Origin of the sequence: Malaciobacter marinus (assembly GCF_003544855.1) — a bacterium.
Lineage (GTDB): Bacteria > Campylobacterota > Campylobacteria > Campylobacterales > Arcobacteraceae > Malaciobacter > Malaciobacter marinus.
This window is the reverse complement of the sequence record NZ_CP032101.1, coordinates 1,270,893-1,295,182: the sequence shown is the minus strand read 5'-3', so window position 1 is coordinate 1,295,182 and position 24,290 is coordinate 1,270,893. Positions and strand designations below refer to the sequence as shown.

Annotated in this window: 18 protein-coding genes; 14 read left to right on the top strand and 4 right to left on the bottom strand. The window is 29.1% G+C overall.

The genetic code is table 11. The features are described 5' to 3' along the window. Nucleotides 1-4: 4 nt before the first annotated feature. A complete protein-coding gene (locus AMRN_RS06400; RefSeq protein WP_099311865.1) occupies nucleotides 5-733 on the bottom strand; it encodes an IclR family transcriptional regulator in 729 nt (242 codons plus the stop codon). A 431-nt stretch (nucleotides 734-1,164) separates the two neighbouring features. Between AMRN_RS06400 and AMRN_RS06395 the strand changes: the two genes are divergently transcribed. From AMRN_RS06395 to AMRN_RS06360, 8 genes are all read left to right on the top strand, one after another. Continuing rightward, nucleotides 1,165-2,298 (top strand): HpcH/HpaI aldolase/citrate lyase family protein, encoded by a 1,134-nt coding sequence (locus tag AMRN_RS06395; RefSeq protein WP_099311863.1) that lies wholly within the window; start codon nucleotides 1,165-1,167, stop codon nucleotides 2,296-2,298. A 15-nt stretch (nucleotides 2,299-2,313) separates the two neighbouring features. After that, nucleotides 2,314-4,833 carry an aldolase/citrate lyase family protein gene (locus AMRN_RS06390; RefSeq protein ID WP_099311861.1) on the top strand — a complete coding sequence of 840 codons (2,520 nt, stop codon included), beginning with the start codon at nucleotides 2,314-2,316 and terminating at the stop codon, nucleotides 4,831-4,833. Between the two features lie 10 nt (nucleotides 4,834-4,843). Continuing rightward, on the top strand, nucleotides 4,844-5,902 hold the full coding sequence (locus AMRN_RS06385; protein ID WP_099311859.1) for a MaoC family dehydratase: 1,059 nt from the start codon (nucleotides 4,844-4,846) through the stop codon (nucleotides 5,900-5,902). Nucleotides 5,903-6,043: 141 nt separating this feature from the next. Beyond that, nucleotides 6,044-7,027 carry an HpcH/HpaI aldolase/citrate lyase family protein gene (locus AMRN_RS06380; RefSeq protein WP_099311857.1) on the top strand — a complete coding sequence of 328 codons (984 nt, stop codon included), beginning with the start codon at nucleotides 6,044-6,046 and terminating at the stop codon, nucleotides 7,025-7,027. 44 nt (nucleotides 7,028-7,071) lie between these two features. After that, complete coding sequence (locus AMRN_RS06375; RefSeq protein WP_118897386.1) at nucleotides 7,072-8,562, top strand: fumarate hydratase; 1,491 nt, start codon at nucleotides 7,072-7,074, stop codon at nucleotides 8,560-8,562. Between the two features lie 155 nt (nucleotides 8,563-8,717). Next, nucleotides 8,718-9,554: a DUF5718 family protein gene (locus AMRN_RS06370; protein WP_099312441.1), complete on the top strand. Its 837-nt coding sequence runs from the start codon at nucleotides 8,718-8,720 to the stop codon at nucleotides 9,552-9,554. A gap of 69 nt (nucleotides 9,555-9,623) precedes the next feature. Further along, nucleotides 9,624-11,021: a class II fumarate hydratase gene (gene fumC / locus AMRN_RS06365; protein ID WP_099312443.1), complete on the top strand. Its 1,398-nt coding sequence runs from the start codon at nucleotides 9,624-9,626 to the stop codon at nucleotides 11,019-11,021. A 119-nt stretch (nucleotides 11,022-11,140) separates the two neighbouring features. Continuing rightward, nucleotides 11,141-13,564: a methyl-accepting chemotaxis protein gene (locus AMRN_RS06360; RefSeq protein ID WP_165772870.1), complete on the top strand. Its 2,424-nt coding sequence runs from the start codon at nucleotides 11,141-11,143 to the stop codon at nucleotides 13,562-13,564. A 42-nt stretch (nucleotides 13,565-13,606) separates the two neighbouring features. On the opposite strand, the gene AMRN_RS06355 is transcribed toward AMRN_RS06360, so the two are convergent. Together AMRN_RS06355 and AMRN_RS06350 are read right to left on the bottom strand one after the other, a co-directional pair. Next, nucleotides 13,607-15,613 carry a BCCT family transporter gene (locus AMRN_RS06355; protein ID WP_191282179.1) on the bottom strand — a complete coding sequence of 669 codons (2,007 nt, stop codon included), beginning with the start codon at nucleotides 15,611-15,613 and terminating at the stop codon, nucleotides 13,607-13,609. A 109-nt stretch (nucleotides 15,614-15,722) separates the two neighbouring features. Further along, on the bottom strand, nucleotides 15,723-16,286 hold the full coding sequence (locus tag AMRN_RS06350) for a flavin reductase family protein (protein ID WP_099312447.1): 564 nt from the start codon (nucleotides 16,284-16,286) through the stop codon (nucleotides 15,723-15,725). Between the two features lie 133 nt (nucleotides 16,287-16,419). Here AMRN_RS06350 and AMRN_RS06345 point away from each other — a divergent pair, with 133 nt between their 5' ends. The 6 genes from AMRN_RS06345 (at nucleotide 16,420) to AMRN_RS06320 (ending at nucleotide 22,596) form a co-directional block, all read left to right on the top strand. Beyond that, nucleotides 16,420-17,124 carry a class I SAM-dependent methyltransferase gene (locus AMRN_RS06345; protein ID WP_099312449.1) on the top strand — a complete coding sequence of 235 codons (705 nt, stop codon included), beginning with the start codon at nucleotides 16,420-16,422 and terminating at the stop codon, nucleotides 17,122-17,124. Between the two features lie 59 nt (nucleotides 17,125-17,183). After that, nucleotides 17,184-19,130 (top strand): NAD-dependent DNA ligase LigA, encoded by a 1,947-nt coding sequence (gene ligA / locus AMRN_RS06340; protein WP_099312498.1) that lies wholly within the window; start codon nucleotides 17,184-17,186, stop codon nucleotides 19,128-19,130. A 10-nt stretch (nucleotides 19,131-19,140) separates the two neighbouring features. After that, complete coding sequence (locus tag AMRN_RS06335) at nucleotides 19,141-19,623, top strand: acyl-CoA thioesterase (protein ID WP_099312451.1); 483 nt, start codon at nucleotides 19,141-19,143, stop codon at nucleotides 19,621-19,623. 115 nt (nucleotides 19,624-19,738) lie between these two features. After that, nucleotides 19,739-20,212 carry an acyl-CoA thioesterase gene (locus AMRN_RS06330; RefSeq protein WP_099312453.1) on the top strand — a complete coding sequence of 158 codons (474 nt, stop codon included), beginning with the start codon at nucleotides 19,739-19,741 and terminating at the stop codon, nucleotides 20,210-20,212. Between the two features lie 31 nt (nucleotides 20,213-20,243). Next, the gene (locus tag AMRN_RS06325) at nucleotides 20,244-21,077 is read left to right on the top strand and encodes an alpha/beta hydrolase (protein WP_099312455.1); all 834 of its coding nucleotides are present in this window, start codon (nucleotides 20,244-20,246) and stop codon (nucleotides 21,075-21,077) included. Nucleotides 21,078-21,138: 61 nt separating this feature from the next. Continuing rightward, on the top strand, nucleotides 21,139-22,596 hold the full coding sequence (locus tag AMRN_RS06320) for an autotransporter domain-containing protein (protein ID WP_118897384.1): 1,458 nt from the start codon (nucleotides 21,139-21,141) through the stop codon (nucleotides 22,594-22,596). A 43-nt stretch (nucleotides 22,597-22,639) separates the two neighbouring features. Here the strand turns inward: AMRN_RS06320 and AMRN_RS06315 are convergent, their stop codons facing one another. Further along, nucleotides 22,640-24,226: an ABC-F family ATP-binding cassette domain-containing protein gene (locus tag AMRN_RS06315; protein ID WP_079578959.1), complete on the bottom strand. Its 1,587-nt coding sequence runs from the start codon at nucleotides 24,224-24,226 to the stop codon at nucleotides 22,640-22,642. Between the last annotated feature and the right edge of the window lie 64 nt (nucleotides 24,227-24,290).

Genomic DNA, 24,290 nt, shown 5'->3' with positions numbered 1-24,290 from the left:
TTCTTTATACATATGGATTAACTAACTTAAATATTTTTTGTCCATATTCATGAAGCTTTTGTTCATCCATTCTTACTGTAAGTCCAGAAACTCCAACAGTTCCTACAAACTCACCTTTTTTATTAAAATAAGGAACAGCAACAGAGCATAAACCAAATTCATGTTCTTCATTTCCTATTGCATACCCTCTTTCTTTTATTAATTCTATCTCTTTTTTTAATTTTGTTATACTAGTAATCGTATTTGAAGTAAATTTTTTAAGCTCAATTGTTTCTAAGTTTATATCTTCTTTAAAAGCCAATATAGCTTTTCCAAACCCATTAGTATGAATTGGAGCATGAAGACCAACTGAATTTCTAGTTTTTAAAACTCTTTTTGACTTATCAACTTGATTTAAATATAACACAGAATTATTATCAAAAATCCCAATATAAGAGCACTCTTCTGTTAAATAGAAAATCTCATCAAGCAATCCACTTGTTTTTTCTACTATTTTTTCCCTATCATCTTTATGAATTATCTTCTTTAATATATCACTTAAAATAATCTCTTTTGTACTACTTTTATACTCTATAAAATCTTCATTCATTAATGTTGTAATCAATCTTGACATTGTACTTTTATCAATTTGTAACTTTTGGCATAATATATTTGCTGTCAAAGGTTTAGTACTTGCCATTATTTGTTTTAAAACAATTAAGCCTTTTGATAGTGATTTATTTTGTTTTTGCACCCTACTCTTCTTTTGTTATTTATTATTTATTATATTACCAAGCTTTTATTTAAAGTGAATTTATATACCAGTTTATTAACCATTAAAATAGTTTTGTGTTACAAAAACGTAAATTTTTTAAAAAAAAATATTTTTTTTTTAAAGTTTTTATTTTAGTATATGAGAAGAAAAAAAAATATTTTCTCACTATATGAAACTATATTTTCAAAACCTTTTCAAAAGCCTATTTAATGGTCTCTGTAGAATTTATAAATTTTTTCTTAAAATATTGTTTATATGTAAAAATTATGTTATAGTTTATTTTACATATGGATTAATTACATTCAAGTTACAGAAACCCTGTAATTTTATTAAATTTTATTAAGTGAAATCCAGTTAATAAAATTTTTGAAATAAGTTAAAATAATAAATTACACAAAAAGGTAAAAGTTATGACATCATCACACATAGATTTATCAAAATTAACAGCAAATGATGACTTAACGCCAGTTCTTGGTGGTTACTGGCCTGGTATTCAAATATACTATCCCCCTATTAAGTTCAATCCATTGGACGGTACATATGAAAGTATGGAACAAGCAAAATTAAGACTACAAAAACATGCATATAAGACAAAAGCACATACTGTACTTTTTGACTTAGAAGATGGTTGTAGACAAAAAGCAATGAGTAGAGAACTTTTAATTCAAGAGTTACCAAAGTTTCCAGAAAGAAATTTTCAAATTGCAGTAAGAATTAATCCTTTTAGAACTGATGAGTATGAAGAGGATTTAAAGATGTTAAAACAAATACATAAATATATTGATGTAATTGTTTTAGCAAAAGCTGGAGAAGTTTATGGAGATGCAGAGATTAGAGACTTATCTTCTTGGTTAGTTTCAATTAATGCAAACCTTACAATTCAACCAATTATTGAGCACCCTAAATCACTTCAAATTGCATCTGATTTAATGGACTACTCAACTGTAAAACATGTTGTATTTGGTATTCATGACTTTTCTAAAGCAATGGCTTATAAGATTACTCCTGAGGGATGGATTGATGAGTTAAAAACTTTCTTTAATATTCTTACGATGGAAGCAAGAATTAAAGGTGCTGGTGTTATTGGTGGAGTTGAAGTATTACTTACACCTAACTCTTTACCAGATTCATGTTTAGAAAAAAAAGATATTAGACGATGGCTAGATTTACATGGAGATGATGCTTCAAGACATGTATATGCACATGCAAGGAAAGAATGTGCAATGGGTCTTACAGGAAAACAAGTAATTACACCAAATCATATAAATGTATGTAAAGTTGCATTTACTCCAAGTCCTAAAGAGATTGAACATGATGTAGCAGTATTAAAAGCAGCAATTGAAGCAGATGCACTTTTAAGTGGTGCTATTAGATATAACGGAGAGATGTTAGATCCTCCAATGTTTGGAAAAGCATTACAAAATATATTAAGAGCTTATGCACTTAGAAGCTTAAGCCCAGAACACCAAGAGTTTGCATTGACTGTATTAAATAAAATGCCAATTCATACATTTAGAGAAAACTGGCCATACGGTCAAATATAGTAAGGAGTAAATACTATGAGTTCAACTATTAAAATTGAAGTACCTGAATTTTTAAATATTGGTGTAGCTTGTACTTCTGCTCACGTAGGAACAGAAAACGAAAATAATACAGCAATGATAATTGAGGATGACAAATTAGGAACTGATGAGATTTCATACAAAGAGTTAGCTGAAAAATCTGATCAAATTTGTAATTTTCTTACTGGAATTGGACTTGAAGCTAGAGATAGAGTTTTAGTATGTTTAAAAAACTCTTTGGCTTATCCTATTTCATTTTTTGGTGCTATTAAAGCAGGTATAATTGCTGTTCCAACATCTACACTATTAAGTGGTTCAGAAGTTAAATATCTTGCTGAAGATTCACAAGCAAGTGCTATTGTAATGTCAGCTTCTATGTATGAAAATTTAGTTCCATATTTAGAAAATATAGATAATTTAAAAACTATTATTGTTGCAGGAACAAATAGCGTTGATGATTATAAAAAACCAAAAGGTATTAATGTATATGCATTAAATGAAATCTTAAACAATGCAGATAAAACAGCTAATCACTATAATTCAAAAGCTGGTGAGCCTGCATATTTAGTATATACATCAGGAACTACTGGTTATCCAAAGGGAGTTTTACACTCACATAGATCATTAGTTGGAAGAACTCCTGCTACTGAGTATTGGTTTAATTTTAAAAAGAATGATAGAATCATGCATTCTGGAAAATTTAACTGGACATATGTTTTAGGTTCTGCATTAATGGATCCACTATTTAATGGTCATACAGTTATTGCTTATGAAGGAGCAAATGATGCTTCAACATGGATTGATTTAATAAAAAAACATAAGTGTACTATATTTATTGGAGTACCAACTATATATAGACAAATCATTCAAAAAACTAAATTTACAATAGATGATTGTCCAAGTTTAAGATATTGTATGAGTGCTGGGGAACATCTTTCAACTGAGATGATTGAAGCTTGGAGAGATAGATTTAAACAAGATATTTATGAAGCTATTGGAATGAGTGAATGTTCTTATTATATTTCACACTCTATTAATAATCCAATAAGACCTGGAAGTGCAGGATTTGTTCAACCTGGTCATATTGTTAAACTACTTGATCCTGAAACATTAAAAGAAGTTGATGTTGAAGAAGAAGGTATGATTTGTATAGGAGAAGATGATCCTGGATTGTTTATTGAATATTGGCAACTAGAAGATGAAACTGCAAAAGCAAGACATGATGGATACTTCTTTACAGGAGATTATGCAAAAAGAGATAAAGATGGTTATATTTGGTTTATTGGTAGAAAAGATGACATTATCAATACATTTGGATTTAGAGTATCTCCTCATGAAATAGAAAGAGTTGTAAAAACTCATCCACTTGTAGCAGATTGTGTTGCATTTGGATTAGAAATTGCAAAAGATAAAACACTTGTAGCAATTGCTGTAATTGGTCATGAAAACTTAACAAAAGAGCAAGAAGAAGAAGTTTTAACATTTTCTCAAGCTAATTTAGCAAAATACAAAGCTCCAAAGAAAATTTTTAGTATGAAAGATTACCCAAGAACTAAAAATGGAAAAGTTTTAAGAAAACAGCTTGTTAAAAATCTTCATGATTTAGAAGATGCAAAAACAAAAGGTGAAGAAGTTGTTGAATACAAAGCAAGAAGATCTATGCTTTTTATTCCAGCATATAATAAACACAATGTAGAAAAAGCAAAATCTGTTTTAGCTGATACTGTAATTTTTGATTTTGAGGCTATTTTACAAGAACAAAGAGAAGTAGGAAGAGATGTTTTAAGAACTGTCTATAAAGAAAGTGGTTCAAAATTTGGAGATTCTGAAAGAGTATTTAGAGTAAATAATTTTAAAACAGAAGATTTAAAAAAAGACTTAGAATTAGCGAAAGAGTTAGAAATAGATGGACTATTGTTTTCTAAAATACAAACAAAAGAAGATGTATTAGAAGCAGTTAAACTAATTGATGAAGTTGATACAAATTTAACATTGATGATTATGATTGAAACACCACTTTCAGTTTTAAATATTCAAGAGATTTGTAGTGCAAGTTCAAGAGTTGAAGTTGTAGTTGTTGGTTCAAATAAATTAGCAAATAGGCTTCAAATCGATATTAAAAAAGGTTCTAAAGCGATGTTTAATTACTTATCGCAAATTGCACTTGCTGCTAAAGCATATGGCAAAACAGTAATTGATGGACCATATTATGATGTACATGATGAATTTGCTTGTGAAGATTCAACAAAAGATGCATATAACTTAGGATTTGATGGAAAATCATTGATTCATCCAGTTCAAATTGAATATATCAATGATATTTTCACACCAAAACAAACAGAAGTGAAAGCATATGAAGAGATGATATCTAAATATGAAGAAGCAGCAAAAGATGGTAGAGAAGTTATTGTATATAATAATAAACTTGTTGATAGTTCAAAAATCAAATGGGCTAAAAAGATGATTTCATTATATGAAACATACAAATCTTTAGGTCAAAATTTATTTGGTAAATAAGGAGTCCATTTTGTCTAAAATTAATTTAGGAAACTTTTTTGAAGATTTTAAAATCGGACAAAAAATAATTCATCCACTTCCAAGAACAATAACAGATGGTGATGTATCTTTTTACATCGCCTTAACTGGAAGTAGATTTGCACTGCACTCATCTGATGTATTAGCACAAAAGATGGGTTATAAGAAAAAACCTCTTGATGATTTATTGATGTTTCATTTAACATTTGGAAAATCTGTTCAAGATATCTCTTTAAATGCAATTGCAAATTTAGGTTATGCAGAAGTTTCTTTTCCTAATCCTGTATTTGTAGGAGACACAGTTAGACTTGAAACAGAAATTATTGGATTAAAAGAGAATTCAAATGGTAAAAGTGGAGTAGTTTATGTTCACTCAATTGGTTATAACCAAGATGAACAAGAGGTTCTAAACCTTAAAAGATGGGTTATGGTTCATAAGAAAAATAAAAATGAAATGAGTAATATTAAAGATATTCCAACATTTGAAAAAACTCAAGCTATTGCAAAACAAATTAATATACCAATACAAAATAATATTGATATTGATACAACTGGAGGAGAATTTTTCTTTGAAGATTACGAAGTTGGTGAAAGATTAAACCATACTGAGGGTATTACTATTGATGATAGTGATCATACACTTGCAACAAAACTTTATCAAAACAATGCAAAAGTACATTTTGATGATTTTATGATGAAAAGTACACCAATGGGTCAAAGATTGATGTATGGAGGTCACATAATATCAATTGCAAGAAGTATCTCTTTTAATGGTTTACAAAATGCACAATGGATTTACTCTATTAATAGTGGAGCACATGCAAATCCTACATATGCAAAAGATACTATTTATGCATACACGGAAATTTTAGAAAAAATCAATCATGAAAGAGATGATATTGGTTTATTAAGATTAAGAACTGTTGCTGTTAAAAATCAAAAATCTGAAGAGATAAGTAATCCAAAAGATGAAGATGGTAAGTACTTGAAAAATGTAGTACTTGATTTAGATTACACTGTAATCATTCCAAAAAATAAAACAAAAAAATAAGTTATAAGATAAGAGTAACTCGTTACTCTCTTTAGGTTTTCTCCAAGAGAGTTTAACAACAGGCTACTTAATGAGTAGACGAAGAAAACAAGAAATCCCTTTTTAAATTTAGGGATAAAATTTATTAAAAAGGAAACTATTATGACACATCCAAATAAAGCACTATTTGAATCAGGAAAATCTTTACCAATAATCCCTTCTTGTGAACACTTTGCAGGAAGTGAAAAATTAATATTAAAAGCATTTGAAATGCAAAAGAAATTAGGTCCAGTTTTTGATATTACTTGTGATTGTGAAGATGGAGCAGAAACAGGAAAAGAAGTAGAACATGCGAATATGATTGTAAAAGTTGTTAATTCAGATGCAAATCCTTATGATATGGCAGGAACAAGAATTCATGACTTTTCTCACCCAGATTGGAGACAAGATGTTGATATTTTAGTTCCAGGTGCTGGTGAAAAATTAGCTTATATTACTCTTCCAAAATCAACTTCTTTTGAAGATGTAAAGACTCAAGTTGATTATATTCAAGCAAAATGCAAAGAAGTAGGAATAACAAGAGAAATTCCAATTCATATTTTAATTGAGACACATGGAGCTTTAAATGATGTAGAAAAAATTGCTACTTTACCTTGGTTACAAGTATTAGATTTTGGTCTAATGGATTTTGTTTCTGGATATCAAGGTGCAATTCCTGCAATTAACATGAGAAGTCCTGGTCAATTTAATCATAGACTAATTGCAGCTGCAAAAACAAGAGTTTGTCAAGCAGCAATTCAAAATCATGTAATACCTTGTCATAATGTAACACTTGATTTAAAAAATCCATATCAAACTTACAAAGATGCTGAAATTGCAAGAAATGATTTTGGATTTATGAGAATGTGGTCAATTTATCCAACACAAATTCAAGCAATTGTAGATGCGATGAAACCAGACTTTACTGAACTTCAAGCAGCTCAAAATATTTTACTTGCAGCACAAGATGCTGAATGGGGACCAATTCAATATGATGGTGAGTTACATGATAGAGCAACATACAGATATTTTTGGGAACTTGTGCAAAGAGCACACTTTTCTGGACAAAAACTTCAAGAAGAAGTGACAAAAAGATTTTTTTCATAAAGAAATTTGTATAATATTGTCACTTTTTAAGTGAAAGGAAAAGAATGAGCGTTATAAAAGAGCAAGATATAATAGACAGTATCGCCGGAGCCTGTCAATATATATCATATTATCATCCAGAAGATTTTGTAAAAGGAATGGTAGAAGCATATGAAAAAGAGGAGTCAGAAGCAGCAAAAAATGCGATAGCACAGATTCTAATTAATTCAAAGATGTGTGCAATGGGACATAGACCATTGTGCCAAGATACAGGGTCAGTAAATATTTTTATCAAAGTAGGTTTAAATGCAAAACTAGAGTTGTCAAAAGAGCTAGAAGAAGTATTAAATGAGGGAGTAGCAAAAGGATATACAGACCCAGATAATACATTAAGATACTCAGTAGTAAGTGACCCAGCAGGAGAGAGAAAGAATACAAAAAATAATACTCCAGCAGTAATACATTATAGTGTAGATAACTCAGATAAAGTAGAGATAACAGTTGCAGCAAAAGGTGGAGGAAGTGAGAATAAATCTAAGTTTACAGTGCTAAATCCATCAGATTCAATATATGATTGGGTAATGGAGAATGTAAGACAAATGGGAGCAGGATGGTGTCCACCAGGAATACTAGGAATAGGAATTGGAGGAAACCCAGAGAAATCAATGCTACTAGCAAAAGAGTCTTTAATGGATCATGTAGATATACATGAATTAAAGAAAAGAGGAGCAAAGAATGCAGTTGAAGAGTTAAGATTAAGACTGTATGAAGATATCAATAAAATAGGTATAGGAGCACAAGGACTTGGAGGCTTAACAACAGTATTAGATGTAAAGATATTAGATTACCCATGTCATGCAGCTTCAAAACCAGTAGCAATGATACCAAACTGCGCAGCAACAAGACATATACATTTTGAACTAGATGGAAAAGGTGCAGCAAAATTCGAGAAACCAGATTTGGATATATGGCCAGATTTAGAGATACCAATGGATAGTGTAAAAAGAGTAAATATAGAAGATTTAACAAAAGAGAATTTGTCACAGTTTAAATCAGGGGATACATTACTATTGTCAGGGAAGATTTTAACAGCAAGAGATGCAGCACATAAAAAAATTGTAGAGTATAAAGCAGCAGGGAAAGCATTACCAAATAATTTAGATTTAAAAGATAGATTTATATATTATGTAGGACCAGTAGATCCAGTAAGAGATGAGAAAGTAGGACCAGCAGGACCAACAACATCAACAAGAATGGATAAATTCACAAAAGAGATGATGGAAATAGGAATATTAGGGATGATAGGGAAAGCTGAAAGAAAGCAACCAACAATAGATTTAATAAAAGAGTATAAATCAACATACCTAATAGCAACAGGTGGAGCTGCATATTTAATATCACAATCAATAAAAGATGCGAAAGTAGTAGCATTTGAAGAGATGGGTATGGAAGCAATATATGAGTTTGAAGTCAAAGATATGCCAGTAACAGTCGCTGTTGACACTGAGGGTGTATCTATTCATACAACTGGACCACAAAAATGGAGAGCTATTTAATTACAAAGGCTTAGGCCTTTGTAAAACTCTCATTTAAATCCTTTTTAATACCCTCACTTACACACTTAATCAAATAAAAATACACTATGTTTATGAGTTTAAAATACTATCTTGTATTTTATTTAATATTTTATAAGGAATAATAGGAACAAAAAATGATATTAGAAGAGTATAAAGACTATTTAGGTTTTGCAGTTGCTGGGAATTTTGCAAATCATTTAGGGGAAGCTGGAGAAGCTGATGAATTTTCTATAATTAAAACAGAGAAAAAAGATGCACCAAAAGGAATTTTTCCTTTTTATATAAAAAACCATGAAAGTTTTTTAGGTACATTTCCTTTATGTGATGATACTATATTAAGCCATGGAAAGCAAAATGAAAACCTTCAAGTTGAAGCAGAAGTTGCTTTAATATGTGATTTTGAATATAAAGATGGAAAAATTACAGATATTATTCCAAAAAGTTTTTCTGCATTTAATGATTGCTCAATTAGAGTAAATGATGGTAAAAAATTAAGTACTAAAAAAAACTGGGGCGAGAGAACAAAAGGAATGTCTCAAGATATTATAAAAATTGATAACTTTAATGAAGAAAATTCAATATTAGCAAAATATCATATTGCATCTTTTATAAAAAGAGATGGAATTGTATATGATTATGGAACAATCTCAGCAGTAAAATCATATAGCTACTTTTTTACACAATTAAAAGATTGGATGATTGAGAAGTTTAATACACAAGAAGATTGTGGACCATTAGAAGAATTAACTCCCTTTTTAAAAAATGCAAATAAAGCAAAAGGTATGATAATTGCAGCTGGAGCTACTGCATATACGGAGTTTGGAAAACATAATTTTTTACAAAAAGGTGATGAAATTTTTGTATATGTATATAACGCACACGTACATAGTTTCCAAGATATTATGAATGATATGAGTGGAGTTGATTTATTCTTAGGACAGTGTTCGAAACTTCATCAAATTGTAAAATAGTTTTTGATATCCATTCTCATAATTTAACTTTTGTGGTATAATATTTACAAATGTAAAAAGGAGTAAAGGATGGATTATAGAATAGAAAAAGATACTATGGGAGAGATGAAAGTACCAAATGATAAGTATTGGGCAGCACAAACACAAAGAAGTGTTGAAAACTTTCCTATAGGAACTGAAACTATGCCAAGTGAAGTTATAAAAGGTTTTGGATATTTAAAAAAAGCTTGTGCATTAGTAAATAACAAATTAGAAAGACTTGATGATAATAAAACACAAGCTATTATAAAAGCTTGCGATGAAGTTTGTGAGGGATCACTTGATGGTAACTTTCCTTTAGTTGTTTGGCAAACAGGAAGTGGTACACAATCAAACATGAATATAAATGAAGTAGTAGCTTCAAGAGCAACTGAAATTTTAGGTGAAGACTTTAGAGTAAATAAACTTGTTCATCCAAATGATGATGTAAATAAAGGACAAAGTTCAAATGATACATACCCTACTGCAATGAGAATTGCATTTGTATTAGAGTTACAAAAACAACTTTTTCCTGCAATAAAACTTTTAAAAGATACCTTTACAAAAAAAGTAAAAGAGTTTGAGAACTTAGTAAAAATAGGAAGAACTCACCTACAAGACGCTACTCCTCTTACGTTGGGGCAAGAATTAAGTGCTTATGTTGATATGTTACAAAAAGCGCAAAATCAACTTGAAGATAGTATGAAATATATTGTTGAACTTGCTATTGGAGGAACTGCTGTTGGAACTGGATTGAATTCACATCCAGACTTTTCAAGTATGGTAAGTCAAATGTTAAATGAAAAAACACAAACAAAATATAAGTTTGTTTCTCACCCAAATAAGTTTCATGCACTAACTTCTCATGACGGAGAGGTATTTTTAAGTGGTGCATTAAATGCATTAGCATCAAATCTTATGAAAATAGCAAATGACATAAGATGGTTAGCTTCAGGTCCTAGATGTGGAATTGGAGAGCTTAGTATTCCTGAAAATGAGCCAGGAAGTTCAATCATGCCAGGTAAAGTAAATCCAACGCAAAGTGAAGCTATGACAATGGTTGCTGTTCAAGTTATGGGAAATCATACAACTGTTAGCATTAGTGCTAGTCAAGGTAATTTTGAACTAAATGTATTTAAACCTGTAATTGCTTATAACATATTACAATCAATTAGACTTCTAAGTGATACAATAGTGTCATTTAATGACAAGTGTGCCATTGGTATTAAAGCAAATAAAGAAAATATAGATAAGTATTTAAATGATTCACTTATGTTAGTTACAGCATTGAATCCATATATTGGCTATGAAAATGCTGCGTTAATTGCAAAAACCGCACATAAGAATGGTACTACACTTAAAGAAGAAGCATTAAATTTAAAACTTTTAAGCAAAGAAGAGTTTGAAAAATATGTAAAACCTGAAGAAATGACTTATCCAAAAAAATAGTATTTATGTGGTATACAGAAGCATTTTATATACTTCTGTATATTTTTTAACACTTTTGTCTTTGTTGTGTAACTTTTATGTGCTATAATAATTTATATATAATATTATGGAGAATTATTATGAAAAAAAGTTCAAGTTTTGGTAATAAATTACTATTACAAGTTTTAAGTGTTACTATCCTAACTTTTGGATTAACAATGTTTTTTGTATCAAAATACTCTTATGAAACTGCACAAGATGATGCAGAACAATATGTAGTAGAAGTTGCTAGTAAATATGCTTTAGAAGTCCAACAAAATATTACTAACTCCTTAACTGTTACAAGAATGCTTTCTTCAAAGTTTGAACAAGCCTTAGAAAATGATGTAAGTCTTCATAAGAAAGAGACAATTGAGTTTTTTAAGTCTATATTAAAACACAATCCTGAGATTATTGGAGTTTGGTTTAAAATAAAAAATAAAGGTCAATTTTTTGATACAGTTCCTGAAAATAGTAATATAGAAGGACATGATAAAACTGGTCAATTTAACCCTTATGTAGTAAGAGGGGATGGAACATATAAAATTCAAACTGGTTCAGTTTATAATGAACAAACAGAGTGGATTGGCGGGCCTAAAAGAACAGGTAAAGACTATATAACAAAACCTTATTTATATCCGGTAAATGGTGTAGAGGTGCTTATGACAACTCTTGCAGTTCCAATGTATTTTAAAGGAGAATTTTTAGGAACAATTGGTGTTGATATTGTACTAGATACTTTTGCAGATATGACTAAAAAGATAAAAATATATGATAGTGGATATACTTTTATTTTAGACCATTATGGAATTATGTTAGGACATCCAACAAAAGAGTTTTTAGGTAAAAATATTTTAGATATAGTTAAAGAAGATCAAGATAATTATAAAAAATCTTTACAATTAGCAAAAGAAGGTAAAGACTATGCTTTTAATAAAGTATCTACTGTATCAAATCTTGAATCATACTACTACTCAAAAAGTTTTAAAATAGGTAATACGGGTAATTATTGGTCTTTTATTGTAACTGCACCCGTAAATGAGTATTTGGCTCCTGCATTTTTTATTAGAAATTTTTCAATTATTGCAGGAATATTTGCTCTTTTAATTATTGCAGTAGTTATATACTTCTCAATTAGAAAGCTAAATAAAAACTTATCTTCTATTTCACTTGGTTTAGACGACTTTTTTGAATATTTAAATAAAAAAAGTTCAAACCCAAAAGAGATTATAATTAGTAGTAACGATGAGTTTGGAGTGATGGCAAAAAGTATAAACTCTAATGTAAAAACAATTCAAAAAGGTATAGAAGAGGATAATACATTAATTGAAGAAGTAAAAACTATTGTAAATACAGTAGGTCAAGGATATTTAGATAAAAGAATTCAAAAAAACACTTCAACAGACTCTTTAAATGAATTGAAAAAACTTTTAAATGATATGCTTAATAATCTTGAAATATTAGTTGGAAAAGATTTAAATAAAATCAGTCAGACTTTGGAAAAATATTCAAATAGAGATTTTACAGCAAAACTTGATAGTAGTACATGTGGTAAAATTGGAAATGAAATAATTCAAATGAATAGAATGGTTACACATATGCTTCAAGATAATCAAAAAGATGGTAAAGCTTTACAAGATAGTTCAAAAGAGTTGTCTTCTAGTGTAAGTACGTTAAGTAATAATGCTACAAGTCAAGCTTCATCTTTAGAGCAAACAGCTGCATCAATTGATGAAATCACAAGTAATATTGAGCAAACAAGTCAAAAAGCACAAGAGATGTTAAATATCTCTAATGAAACTAGAACTTCTGCATCAGATGGTAAAGGATTTGCAAATGAAACAGTAAAATCTATGGATGAAATAAATGATACTGTTACAAATATCAATGAAGCAATAAGTGTAATTGATCAAATAGCATTTCAAACAAATATACTTTCATTAAATGCAGCAGTAGAAGCAGCAACTGCTGGTGAAGCAGGAAAAGGCTTTGCAGTAGTTGCAGCAGAAGTAAGAAATCTAGCAAGTAGAAGTGCAGAAGCTGCAAAAGAGATAAAAGCACTAGTTGAAGACGCAACTTTAAAAGCTAATAGTGGTAAAAATATAAGTAGTAAAATGATAGAAGGTTTTAGTCAATTAGAAGAAAAAATATTTAATACAAGTAAACTAATTGATGATGTTACAAACGCTGCAAAAGAACAAAGTATTGGTATGACACAAATTGCAGATGCAGTAGGACAACTAGATCAATTTACACAAGAGAATGCTGCAATTGCTGATAAAACAAATGATATTGCACAAAGAACTAATAAAATTGCAATAGAAGTAGTTGAAAATGTTAATAAAAATAGCTTTGATGGAAAAGGAAAAGTTGAAGTAGTAAAAGATGAACCTGAACTTAGAAGTTCTTATAAACCACAAAAAGAAGAAATTAAAACTTCTACAACAATAAAAAAACATTCGCCTAAAAGTAGTGAACCTATAAAAGCACAAAATTCAAAAGATGATGAATGGGAAAGTTTTTAAAAAGCTCTTAGATTTAAAAGCAAGAGAAAACTCTTGCTTTTTTTAATCTATTGGAATAACAGGATTTAATCCTGAAGTAATATGTAAGAAATGTCTGTGTTTTTCAAACTGATCAATAATATCACTAGCAACAACATCAGATTCATAACCATATATATCATATGATTTATTTCCATCTTGTAAATGTACTTCTGCTCTTGCATATTTTTTCTGTTCATGATTTGGATTTATTGATTCTGGGAATGCATATGTTGGCATATCGTATCTTCTAAATCTCACTTCATAAACAAAATCAAGATCACCATTATGTTCTACTGTTAAAATTGAAATACCTTTTTCTTTGTCATTTGCAACTTCAACATTCCAACCATGTTTTTCAAGCTCTTCTTCAACAATATGCATTGAATTAACAACATCTTCATTAATATATCTTCTTGTTTCACTTGAATCTGGAAATTCAATAAGTCTGCTTAACCTATTTTGCCAAGTACCACTTATCTCTCCATGTCGTCCTGCATTCATATGATGTTGAAGGGAATCGTATCTAATAGCTTCTAAATGTAAAGCTTTATAAAGTCCCCAAGAAGCAATTATCATAATTACAGCAAAGGGTAAAGCAATGGCAATAGAAGCAGCTTGTAAGGCTTCTAACCCTCCTGCAACTAATAATGCTGCTGCAACAACACCCTCAAGAACTGCCCAGAAAATTCTTTGCCAAACTGGATTATTTTCTCTTCCTCCACTTGAAATAGTATCAACTACTAATGAACCTGAATCAGAAGAAGTTACAAAAAATGTAATAACTAAAATAATTGCAATAATAGAAATAATACTTGAAAAAGGAAAATGTTCTAAAAATTTAAATAAAGCTGTTGAAACATCAGCTGATACTGCTGAACTTAGTGCTGTAAAGCCTTCATTCATAATAGCATAAAGTGCACTATTTCCAAAAACAGTCATCCATATAAATGTAAATCCTACAGGAACAAATAAAACACCAAGAACAAACTCTCTTATTGTTCTACCTCTTGATACTCTTGCAATAAACATCCCTACAAAAGGTGCCCAAGCAATCCACCAAGCCCAATAGAAGAAAGTCCACCATCCCATCCATTTTGTATCTTCATAAATATATTGATTAAATGTCATTTGCACAACATGAGTTAGGTAATTACCAATATTTTCAACTAATGCACCAAGTAGAAAAAATGTAGGTCCTACTAAAAAAATAAAAGCAACAAGTGCAATTGCTAAATAAAGATTTAGTTCAGATAATCTTTTGATTCCGCCATCAAGTCCTAAAACAACAGAAACAGTTGCCATAGTTGTAATAATAGCAATTAGTATAATTTGTGTTGTAAGACCAACAGGTATATCAAAAATATAGTTTAAACCTGCATTAACTTGTAAAACTCCAAGACCTAATGAAGTAGCTACACCCAAAATAGTTCCAAGTATTGCAATTGTATCAACAGTATGCCCTACTTTTCCGTAGATTTTATCTCCAATCATAGGATAAAGTGCAGATCTTATAGAAAGTGGTAAACCATGTCTAAAAGAGAAGTAAGCTAATACCAATCCAACTACTGCATAAATTGCCCATGCATGTAAGCCCCAGTGAAAAAAAGTAATTCTCATAGCTTGTTTAGCAGCTTCTATTGTTTCTTTATCCCCAGTTGGAGGCGCACCATAATGCATAACAGGTTCAGCTACACCCCAAAACATTAAACCAATACCCATACCAGCACTAAAAAGCATTGCAAACCATGAAGCATAAGTATATGCTGGTTTAGACTGGTCAGGTCCAAGTTTAAATCTACCAAAAGGAGAAATTGCTAAAAATACTGCGAAAAGACTAAATATACCTACACTTAACATATAAAGCCATCCGAATTTTTCCGCAAGAAATCCTTTTACACCATTAAAAACTTCACCTGCAACTTGTGGTACCATCACTGCAAATATTACAAGAACTGCAATTACTATTACTGATGGATAAAATACAGGTTTTAAAATTGTTGAGTTAATTTTTTTATTACTACTACCCATTTAATTTTTATCCTTTTTATTAAATTAGTCTCCTATTATACATAAAAAGTATAAAAAGTGGCAAAAATTTTGTCTAATTGAAAAATACTCAGTATAAAATAATTTTTATTTATAGATTTACCATTGCTTTAAAATAAGCTCCACATCTTCCTACATTATCAACATTAACATGGAATTTTTCATCTATTCTATCATCTTCAATAAATTGTTTTTTAATTTCTAAAATCAATGGAGTAGTTTTTCCAGGGATATTGATAGTATCATATAGTTCGCAAAAAAGTGCAGTTTGTGAAGAGCTAATCATTGCTGGATATTCTTCTAAGACTTTTTGAACGTTTATTTCAAATTTATCTATTTCACTCTCATTTTTTTCTAGTGATAATGCAGATTGTTTTACCTCTTCTATATTATTCTTATTTACAAAACATATTGTTGCTTTTTTACATTTTAAGATATTTGCTAAAGTATCTTTTGGTACTCCTGGTTCTTTTTGACCAATAGAAACAATTAGTGTTGCTGGGTTACTAGAAATTGGTATAAAGTATGAAAAAGGTGCTGCATTAATCACCCCTTCATCTTCTGTAACTATCCATGCAATTGGTCTTGGAACAACAGTATCTGACATTATTTTATATCTATTTAAATCTTCAACATCTTTATAATCAATAATCATTATATTCTCCCATCATTAAATATACATAATATTAATATAATCAACTAACAAAAAGCTTAAAACAAATTATATTATTTTTTTTATTATTAAATTATATTTTTAAAGTATAATAAATTTTTATAAAGGAAGTTTAATGCAGTTAATAAAACAGAATATAGAACAAGTAATAAATGAGTCTTATTTAATTGAAACTTTAAATCTTGATAATAAGACAATATTAGAACTTGGTTGTGGAAAAGCAAAAATGACTAAACAGTTAGCACAAACAGGTGTAAATAGAAAAATTATTGCATGTGAAGTAGATGAAGTTCAACACAAAAAAAATCTATTGCTTGATATTGAAAATATTGAGTTTAAACTCTGTGGTGCTGAAAATATTGAATTAAATGATGAAAGTGTTGATATGGTTTTTATGTTTAAATCTTTTCATCATATTCCAGAAGATTTAATGATTAAAGCACTAGATGAAATAAAAAGAGTATTAAAACCAAATGGTTTAGCTTATATTAGTGAACCTTTACATCAAGGAGCACAAAATGAACTAGTAGCAATGTTTCATAATGAAGAAGATGTAAGAAAAAAAGCCTTTGAAACAATAAAAAATAGTGTAGATAAAGAACAGTTTAAACTCTTTAAAGAGATATTTTTTAAAACAGAAATAACATACTTAAACTTTGAGGATTTTGAAAAAAAACAGATGAATCTGTCATATAATGATACCCAAATAACAGATGAACTAAAATACAAAATCAAAAAGAAATTTGACAAATATAATAGTGGAAAAGAAACAACTTTTTATAAACCTTTTAGGGTTGATATACTTCAAAAGATTGTTTAGAAAACTTAGGTATAATCTTTAAAATTTTAAATATGAAAGAATATTATATGATGAAAATTATGACAAAAGAAGATTACAACAAAAATATACAAACACTTATAAAATGGGCAAATGCTTATTATGTTGAAGACAATCCTATTGCAACAGATGAAGAGTATGACAAGCTTGCAAGAGAATGTTTAGCATTTGAACAAACTTACCCTCAAGACTCACATCCAAACTCTCCAAATAAAAGAGTAGGAGGAAAAGTTTTAGATGGATTCACAAAAGCAAATCACTTAAGTAGAATGTGGTCTCAAGAAGATGTTTTTAACACTCAAGAACTTGAAGATTGGATAAATAGAGCTAAAAAAGTAAATGAAAATCTAGAATTTTATTGTGAACCAAAGTTTGATGGAGCTAGTTTAAATCTTATTTATGAAAATGGGATACTAAAACAAGCAATTACAAGAGGAGATGGTTCTATAGGTGAAGATGTTACAAACAATGTAAAGACAATCTATTCTATTCCTTTAGAGATAAAAGAGAAATCACTACTTGAAATAAGAGGTGAAATTGTAATCAAAAAAAGTGATTTTGAAAAAATCAATGAACAAAGACTTAAAGATGAAGAAGCACCTTTTGCTAATCCTAGAAATGCAGCAGCAGGTAGCTTAAGACAACTTAATCCAAATGTAACAGCAAAAAGAAAACTATTTTTTAATGTTTGGGGTATTGGAGAAAATAGCCTAAATCAAAAAAAACATAGTCAAATGATGGATTATATATATTCACTTGGCTTTTCAAAACCTCCTTTACAAAAAGTTTGCAAAGATGTAAAAGAGATTGAAGAGCTTTATCACAAAATCATAAAATCAAGAAATGATATAGAAATGATGCTAGATGGAATGGTTATAAAAATTGAGGATTTAGAAACTCAAGAAGAGCTTGGACATACAGTAAAATTTCCAAGATATTCATGTGCATATAAATTCCCCGCAGTTGAAAAAACAACAAAAATAAAAGATATTTTATTACAAGTTGGAAGAACAGGTGTTGTCACTCCTGTTGCAGCAGTTGAACCAACACTAATTGATGGTTCAACTGTTGAAAGAGCGAGTTTACATAATTTTGATGAAATAGCAAGATTAGATTTAAGAATAAATGATGAAGTAATTATTATAAAAAGTGGAGATATTATTCCCAAAATTACTAAAGTTTTTCATGATAGACGAGATGGAACGCAAGAAGAGGTAAAAAGACCTACAAACTGCCCTAAATGCAATAGTGAACTTTTAGATGAAGGAACACTAATAAAGTGCCAAAATCTTGATTGCCCTAGTATTGTAACAAACTCTATAATTTATTTTGCTTCAAAAAATTGTATGAATATAGATGGATTAGGAATAAAAATAGTAGAAATTCTAGTAGAAAAGAAAAAGATTTATGATATTTTAGATTTATACTCTTTAAAATATGAAGATTTGCAAGAGCTTGAAGGATTTAAAGAAAAAAAAATAAATAATCTTTTAAATGCCATTTCAAAAACAAAAGGAAGTGAACTTCATAGAGTTATCAATGCTTTAGGAATTGAGCATATTGGAGAAGTAGCTTCAAAACAAATATGCTTAGAGTTTGGACTAAATGCTATTAACATTGATTTTGATTCTCTTGTTGCTCTTGATGGTATTGGAGAACAAATGGCAAACTCTTTTGTTGAGTTTATGCGAGTAAATAGTGAACTTGTTACAAAATTAATTGAGATAATTGAACCAAAAATTGAAGAAAAAATAGAAGTAAATGACAATCCATTTAAAGGGAAAACAATTGTTCTTACAGGAACAATGAGTGTAAGTAGAGGTGTAATAAAGAAAAATCTTGAAAGCTTAGGTGCAAAAGTAAGTTCTAGTGTTTCAAAAAAGACTGATTATGTTATATATGGAGAAGATGCTGGAAGTAAATATGATAAAGCAATAAGCTTAGGAGTTAAAACTTTAACACAAGAACAAATGGATAGTATGCTATAAAGGATAAATAATGGAAGAAAAAATAAAAAGAGAATTGCCAACAAAGATAAAACTTAGTATGTTGATGACTCCAAGTATGGCAAACTTTTCAGGAATCAATGTCCATGGAGGAGAGATTTTAAGGCTACTTGATCAAGTAGCATATGCTTGTGCAACACAATATTGTAAAACTTATGTTGTAACATTATCTTCTGATATGGTCTTATTTAAAAATCCAATAAAAGTTGGTTCATTAGTTACATTTAAAGCAAAAATAAACTACACAGGAACTACTTCAATGGAAGTAGGAATAAAAGTTGTTTCACAAGATGTAAAAACAAAAGAAAAGGTACATACAAACACTTGTTATTTTACTATGATTTCAGTTGATGAAAATATGAAACCAAAGCCTGTTCCTAAATATGAACCTATTACAAAAAAAGAAAAAAGAAGATATAAAAAAGCTATAAAAAGAAGAAACTTTAGAGATAAAATGAAAAAGAAGAAAAAGTAATATTTTAAAATGTTACTTTTTCTCTCTTTTAGATAATTTTTTCTTTACTAAGTTACAAAGTTACTCTCATGCTATTAAACTGCTTTATAATCATAAAAAAATAAAGGTAAAATTTATGATTCAAAATGTAAAGCGTGAAAAATCACTTACAATGACTATGTTAATGACTCCAGACAAAGCAAATTTTACAGGAAAGAATGTACATGGTGGAGAGATTTTAAAGATGCTTGATCATGTTGCATATGCATGTGCAGCTAGATATACAGGGCATTTTGCAGTTACACTATCTGTTGATATGGTATTATTCAAAAATCCAATTAAAGTAGGTTCATTAGTTACATTTCATGCAAGTGTAAATTATACAGGAAGAACTTCAATGGAAATAGGAATAAAAGTAATATCAGAAGATACAAGAGACAATTCAATAAAAAATACAAATGTATGTTATTTTACAATGGTTGCTGTTGATGAAGATGGAAATGCAAAGACAGTACCACAATTAGAGCTTGTAACTGAAGATGACAAAAGAAGATATAGCGATGCAATTAAAAGAAAAGAGTTAAGAATGATGGCTACAAAAAATAAATAGTTTTTTTATAATTTACTAAAAAGAGTCATTTATGTATAAAAATATTCTATTATTAATTATCGTTAGTTTTCTTTTTATTGCTTGCAGTTCTAAGTCTTACTCTTTAGAACAAAGAGTTAAAATTATGCAAAAAGAGTTAAAAAAAAATAAAAATATACAAAAAGTTATTTATAAAACTGATAGTTTTGATATTTTTTCATTAGAATATAAAACAAATAAATGTAATAACTTAGATGTTTATATTGAAGGAGATGGTTTATCGTGGATAAGAACAGATAAAATATCTTCTAACCCTACTCCTATTAATCCTTTAGCAATGAAACTATTTTTAAAAGAAAAAAATGAGTGTAGTATCTATCTTGCTAGACCTTGTCAATATATTTTTAATAATAAATGCAAAAAAAAGTATTGGACTAGCCATAGATTTTCAAGTGAAATTATAAAAGCATATAATGAAGTACTTAATAAAATTGCTAAAAATAAAAGTATAGAATTTACTCTTATAGGATATTCAGGTGGAGCCACTATAGCTTCACTAGTAGCTATAAAAAGAGATGATATAAAGCTTTTAATATCAATTGCAGGTAATTTAGATACTGATTTTTGGACCTATACAAACTCATATACTTCACTTTATGGTTCTTTAAATCCTGCAAACTATACAAAAAAGCTTGAACATATTTCTCAAGTTCATTTAATAGGTAAAGATGACAATATTGTAAGTAAAGAAGTCTTTTTTTCTTACTACAATAAATTTAAAAATAAAAAAAATATTGACTTTATGCTTTTAGATGGTTTCACTCATTCAAAAAAATGGCTAGATAATTGGAATAAAATATTGAAAAATATTAAAAAAAATAGATAATGAGACTTTTGTGCGACTTTTAAAAGATAAAATTACTTTTATATTATACTTAAGGAAATATATGAAAAATAGAACATATTTAAAAGTTTTTGCAATTTTGCTTATTTGCTCTTCAAACCTTATGGCAATGCAAATTTTTGTTAAAACATTAACTGGAAAAACAATTACTCTTGATGTAGAAGCAAGTGACAGTATAGAAAATATTAAAGCAAAAATTCAAGATAAAGAGGGAATACCTCCATATTCACAAAGAGTAATTTTTGCTGGTAAACAATTAGAAGAAGGAAGAACCTTATCTGATTATAATATTCAAAAAGAGAGTACATTGCATTTAGTTTTAAATAAGCCTAAACCTAATGAAGATAATTCAAAAACAATAAAAAAATCAATAGATAATGCTGATAATAAAAATAGTAAGAATAATAAGAATAGTAGAAATGCCGCAAGGGTTTTAGATAAGATAAAAGATAAGGGAAATGATTTAGGTGGATTTATCTCTTCACTTAATACTAAGACTGATAAAGAAGTTGCACAAGCTGTTAAGGAAACAACTCCTGTTGTTGCTACTGCTTTAGCTAATAGTTCTAATCAAGTTCAACAAACTATTGGTAGTGTTGTTTCTGGAAGACAACTTGGTATTAGAGGTATTTCTACTTTAAGAGGTGCTAACTCTGGTGATGATATGCTTTCTAATGATAATGCTTGGTATAAAGCTTTTGTTTCTAAGGCTTCTCAAGATGATAAAGATGGCTATGATGGTTATGATTTTGACTCTTATGGTTTTGCTATTGGTGCTGATAAAGAGTTTGGAAATAATAGTAGATTTGGATTGGCTTTTGTTTATGCTTCTGGGGACATTGATACAAATAATGTATCTCAATCTAGTGATTTAGATATTTATAATCTTGTTGCTTATGGTAGTACTCCTATTTTTGACAAAGATACTTTTTTGTTTTATCAATTAAGTTTAGGTATTCAAGATACTAAAACTTCTAGAAAAGAACATACTACTAATACTACTGCCACTTCTGATTTTAATGGTAAAATTGCTTCTGCTTCTTTAAGGCTTATTAAGAATATGCAACTTAATGATAATCTTCTTTTTGTTCCAACTATTAGAGGAATGTATACTTATATGAAAAATCCTTCTTATAAAGAAAGTGGTGCAAATGCTCTTAATTTAAAAGTTGATAAATTTTCTACTAGTTCTTTTAAGCTTGGTATTGGGGCTGATTTTGAATATAAATTAAATAACTCTTTTACTCTTTTATCAAATGCTATGATTAACTATGATTTAAAACAAAGTGATAATACTTCTACCTCTTCTTATGCTGGTAGTTCTGATTTAGCTTTTACTACTAAGGGTATGGATTTATCTAAGTTTTCTTATGAAGTTGGTATTGGCTTTAAAACTAATATCTCTGAAGATGTTGATTTTAGATTTGAGTATAATTATGAAGGAAGAGACAGCTCTTTTTCTAATCAAACTTTATCTGGTAAAATCTCTTGGAAATTCTAACTTTGAACGAAGATTTTTTTATCTTCGTTCAATTTTAAATACTCTATTTAGCTTCAAGATACTCTTCATAAGTACCTTTAAAATCAAAAATTGTTCCATCACTTTGAATTGCTAAAATTCTGTTTGCGTATGCATCAAGTAGTTCCCTATCATGTGATACACAAATTACTGAACCCTCATATGTATGAAGTGCTTCACCAAGTGCGATAATAGCTTCAAGGTCTAAGTGGTTTGTAGGCTCATCTAAAACCATAAAATTTGGCTGTTCTAACATGATTTTTGAAAGCCACATTCTATGTTTTTCTCCACCTGAACAAGACTCAACTTTCTTTTCTTGTTCTTCACCATTAAATAGCATTCTTCCTAAACAGTTTCTAATTTCATTGATATCTGCATCTCTATCAAAGTTTCTCAACCAATCATAAAGTGTCATATCTCCTTTAATTACATCTGTTGCATTTTGAGGAAAGTATCCATTTTGAATTGTTGCACCCCAATGAACTTCTCCACTATCTGGTTTGATTTCACCTACTAAAATTTCACAAAGTGTTGATTTTCCAATACCATTTGGTCCAATAAGTGCAATTTTATCATCTTTTTCTACAGTAAATGAGATATCATTTAATACTAATTTACCATCATAAGATTTTGAAATATTTTTAACCATTAGAAGCTCTTTTCCAACTTCTCTTTTTTGTTTAAATACAATTGATGGGTCTCTTCTACTTGAAAGTTGAATTGAACCAACATCAAGCTTCTCAAGCTGTTTTTGTCTTGAAGTTGCTTGTTTTGCTTTAGAAGCATTTGCACTAAATCTTGCAATAAACTTTTCTAATTCTTCTTTTTCTTTTAACTTTTTATCTCTATTTGCTTCATGTTGTTTAGAAAGCAGTGTTGAAGCTATATACCAATCATCATAATTACCTGAGAACTCTCTAATTTGTTTATAATCAACATCTAAAATATGAGTACACACTGCATTTAAGAAGTGTCTATCGTGAGAGATTACAACCATTGTTCCATCGTGATGTTGTAATTGATTTTCTAACCAACCAATTGTTTCGATATCAAGGTTATTTGTTGGCTCATCTAAAAATAAAACATCTGGTTTTGGATATAAAACTTGCGCTAATAAAACCTTGAATTTATCTCCACCTGTTAATGTACTCATCAAATCACTTTGTTGAGATGATGGGAAACCTAAATCTTCTAAAATTTTTGTAATTTTTACATCATATTCATATGTAGGATCTTCTTCACAACAAATTATTTCTAATTCACCTAATCTGTTATTTACCTCATCAGTGAACTCTTCTGACATATAAAGTTTTTCTTTCTCTTTGATTGCATTATATAATCTTTTATTTCCTAAAAGTACCGTGTCAAAGATTGAATACTCTTCATATGCAAACTGATTTTGAGAAAGTGTTCCTACTTTTTTACCATTTTGTATTTGTATGTCACCCTCAGTTGCGTCTTCTTCACCTGAAAGAATTTTCAAAAAAGTAGTCTTACCAGCACCATTTGCACCAATAAGTCCATATCTTTTTCCTGTATCTAATTTTAAATTTATATCTTGAAATAAAACTTTTGAACCAAAAGCTTTTTTCAAATTAACTACTTGTACCATATAAAACTAACTCCAATATTCATAATCTGTCGCGATTATAACGAAATGTTTCTAATTTGAAAGT

Bases quoted from the DNA above. Each gene is read 5' to 3' on its own strand.
- AMRN_RS06330 (WP_099312453.1), top strand. From the start codon at position 19,739: ATGATTCAAAATGTAAAGCGTGAAAAATCACTTACAATGACTATGTTA.
- AMRN_RS06350 (WP_099312447.1), bottom strand. From the start codon at position 16,286: ATGATTATTGATTATAAAGATGTTGAAGATTTAAATAGATATAAAATA.
- AMRN_RS06375 (WP_118897386.1), top strand. From the start codon at position 7,072: ATGAGCGTTATAAAAGAGCAAGATATAATAGACAGTATCGCCGGAGCC.
- AMRN_RS06360 (WP_165772870.1), top strand. From the start codon at position 11,141: ATGAAAAAAAGTTCAAGTTTTGGTAATAAATTACTATTACAAGTTTTA.
- AMRN_RS06320 (WP_118897384.1), top strand. From the start codon at position 21,139: ATGAAAAATAGAACATATTTAAAAGTTTTTGCAATTTTGCTTATTTGC.
- fumC (WP_099312443.1), top strand. From the start codon at position 9,624: ATGGATTATAGAATAGAAAAAGATACTATGGGAGAGATGAAAGTACCA.
- AMRN_RS06390 (WP_099311861.1), top strand. From the start codon at position 2,314: ATGAGTTCAACTATTAAAATTGAAGTACCTGAATTTTTAAATATTGGT.
- AMRN_RS06325 (WP_099312455.1), top strand. From the start codon at position 20,244: ATGTATAAAAATATTCTATTATTAATTATCGTTAGTTTTCTTTTTATT.
- AMRN_RS06355 (WP_191282179.1), bottom strand. From the start codon at position 15,613: ATGGGTAGTAGTAATAAAAAAATTAACTCAACAATTTTAAAACCTGTA.
- AMRN_RS06335 (WP_099312451.1), top strand. From the start codon at position 19,141: ATGGAAGAAAAAATAAAAAGAGAATTGCCAACAAAGATAAAACTTAGT.
- AMRN_RS06315 (WP_079578959.1), bottom strand. From the start codon at position 24,226: ATGGTACAAGTAGTTAATTTGAAAAAAGCTTTTGGTTCAAAAGTTTTA.
- AMRN_RS06380 (WP_099311857.1), top strand. From the start codon at position 6,044: ATGACACATCCAAATAAAGCACTATTTGAATCAGGAAAATCTTTACCA.
- ligA (WP_099312498.1), top strand. From the start codon at position 17,184: ATGACAAAAGAAGATTACAACAAAAATATACAAACACTTATAAAATGG.
- AMRN_RS06395 (WP_099311863.1), top strand. From the start codon at position 1,165: ATGACATCATCACACATAGATTTATCAAAATTAACAGCAAATGATGAC.
- AMRN_RS06345 (WP_099312449.1), top strand. From the start codon at position 16,420: ATGCAGTTAATAAAACAGAATATAGAACAAGTAATAAATGAGTCTTAT.
- AMRN_RS06370 (WP_099312441.1), top strand. From the start codon at position 8,718: ATGATATTAGAAGAGTATAAAGACTATTTAGGTTTTGCAGTTGCTGGG.